Source organism: Methylophaga sp. UBA5088, from assembly GCF_002414625.1.
GTDB classification, from domain to species: Bacteria; Pseudomonadota; Gammaproteobacteria; order Nitrosococcales; family Methylophagaceae; genus Methylophaga; species Methylophaga marina.
The window spans coordinates 21,266-23,191 of the sequence record NZ_DIAC01000131.1; the positions used below are offsets into that span (position 1 = coordinate 21,266).

The following is a 1,926-nucleotide window of genomic DNA, read 5'->3' on the forward strand; positions in this document are numbered from 1 at the left end:
CAGAATTTTGGCCGCCTTAAAACAAGGGCCACAATCGGTGTTATCGGTTAACCGCTTGTTGATGCGTTTATTAGCACAACGCGGCTGGCGAACAAGCTTACCGTTTTATGCTGGCAGACCAATCATGATCACCCAAAACGATTATCGGCAACGGCTGTTTAATGGCGATACCGGTATTATTTTGTATGACGATAGCGGCCAGCTCCGCGCCTGTTTTTGTTTTGATGAGGAGGTACGTTGGGTACCAATTAACCGGCTTCCCGCGCATGAAACCGCCTTTGCCATGACGGTGCATAAAAGCCAGGGCTCAGAGTTTGATAGCGTCAGTATTCTATTACCGGATGAAATCAGCCCTATTCTTAACCGTGAACTGCTTTACACCGCGATTACCCGAGCCAAACAACAGGTGTTTATTCTGAGTAAAGAAGGCACGCTGCGTCACACCATTCAAACCCGACATCAACGTGAAAGTGGTTTAAATAAACAGTTAAAGCAAGCTGATGATGGTGTTTAGAAAATGCGTGCTTAAAGTCTGTTCTGATTGGCGTTAGATGCTTAATTCCACTCAGCTAACGTTTCCAGATAGCCACTATCAAAACTAGACAATTTTATCAGTCCATCAACATCAGTGATCACTATATGACCCTGTTTATTATCAATTAATCCTAAATCACGTAAGTGTTTTAAGGTACGGCTGACATGAACAGAGGAGATCCCGAGCGTGTCACCAATCAGACTTTGATTAATGGGTAGATGAAAATCACAGGCACATGATCCCAGCCGCATTTTCATTTCTACCAGAAAATGAGCCAGTCGCTCAGGCGCATTTCGCCTGCTGATGTTGACGATTCTCTCAATTAACATGGCTTGCTCTCTGGCCATGATGGTGAAGAAAATTTTAGCCAGCTTAGGCGATTGTTCAAAAATTTTCGTTAGTGATTGTTTGGGAAATGGATGCGCTTTCAGCCTCGTTAACGCACGAAATTCTGTGAATGAGTTTTTCAACCCAATTTCTTGTAAGCCGATAATTTGTCCTGGCAGGAAAATATCCAACACCTGTCTTTGACCATCAGCCAGGGTTTTGATGGCACATGCCAGACCTGACTGGAGTGTATAGAAATAATTGTTGTACTTACCTTTACGTGTCAGTTCTTCACCGACTTGAAATCCACGTTCATTATTTTCTAGTGTCATCAGTAAGTTGACTTCATCTTCCGTTAAATCAACCACCCGTTCAAATTGATGAACGATACAACTCCGTACATTACCAAAAGCTAGATCCATTAAAACTCACATGAAAAATGTTAAACGAAAGCGCTACTTCCCTCGGAAATGGGGGAAAGCATGTCTCCTATAATCATCATTCATAAATTGCTGAGCGTTTTAGATGAACGATGAAATAAATATCAATCATCAAAAATTCACACCAACCTTGGGATAAAGTGACTGATGATCATCAAGGACGCCAAGATATGGCTATTTGAATGCTCCGTCTTTAACAATTGTTAAATTGATAGAAAATTGTTGAAAAAATCGGAAATTATCTGTGAGAGGCAGGGCATTTTATCTTCACAGACAGAGATGAGACCCAGTCACGCAAAGGCTTAAGCACAGTTCATCATCTCGTTTTATAAGACACACCTGATTTTTTAGGAAAACAGTGTTTTTGTATTTAAGCAGAGTGCTAGTATATAGTTCAAAAGACAAATCTATTTGAACGTGGGACCCTCAATGAAACAGTCATGTCTTAGTGTTTACCGCTTTATCTGTTTAGCCATTATCTGGTTGCTGTGTTCAAGTAGTGCTTATGCTCAGGATTGGATTTATACCGTTGTTGACGGTGACAACCTCTGGAATCTAAGCGAACAACATCTTGATAAAGTCACTCGGTTTGAACAGTTACGCAAACTAAATAATATTGAGAGC

General features: G+C 41.1%; 3 protein-coding genes. 2 read left to right on the forward strand and 1 reads right to left on the reverse strand.

Going from position 1 to position 1,926, the window contains the following annotated elements; translation table 11 throughout:
• On the forward strand, positions 1–514 hold a 514-nt coding region (locus tag B4K20_RS16230; protein WP_289283711.1), incomplete at its 5' end, for an ATP-binding domain-containing protein.
• A 41-nt stretch (positions 515–555) separates the two neighbouring features.
• Here B4K20_RS16230 and B4K20_RS16235 read toward each other — a convergent pair.
• Positions 556–1,284: a Crp/Fnr family transcriptional regulator gene (locus tag B4K20_RS16235; protein WP_289283712.1), complete on the reverse strand. Its 729-nt coding sequence runs from the start codon at positions 1,282–1,284 to the stop codon at positions 556–558.
• 447 nt (positions 1,285–1,731) lie between these two features.
• Here B4K20_RS16235 and B4K20_RS16240 point away from each other — a divergent pair.
• A partial coding sequence (locus tag B4K20_RS16240) for a LysM peptidoglycan-binding domain-containing protein (protein WP_289283713.1) occupies positions 1,732–1,926 on the forward strand: 195 nt, incomplete at its 3' end.

Coding starts and splice junctions, on each gene's coding strand:
- B4K20_RS16235 (WP_289283712.1), bottom strand. CDS start 1,284: ATGGATCTAGCTTTTGGTAATGTACGGAGTTGTATCGTTCATCAATTT.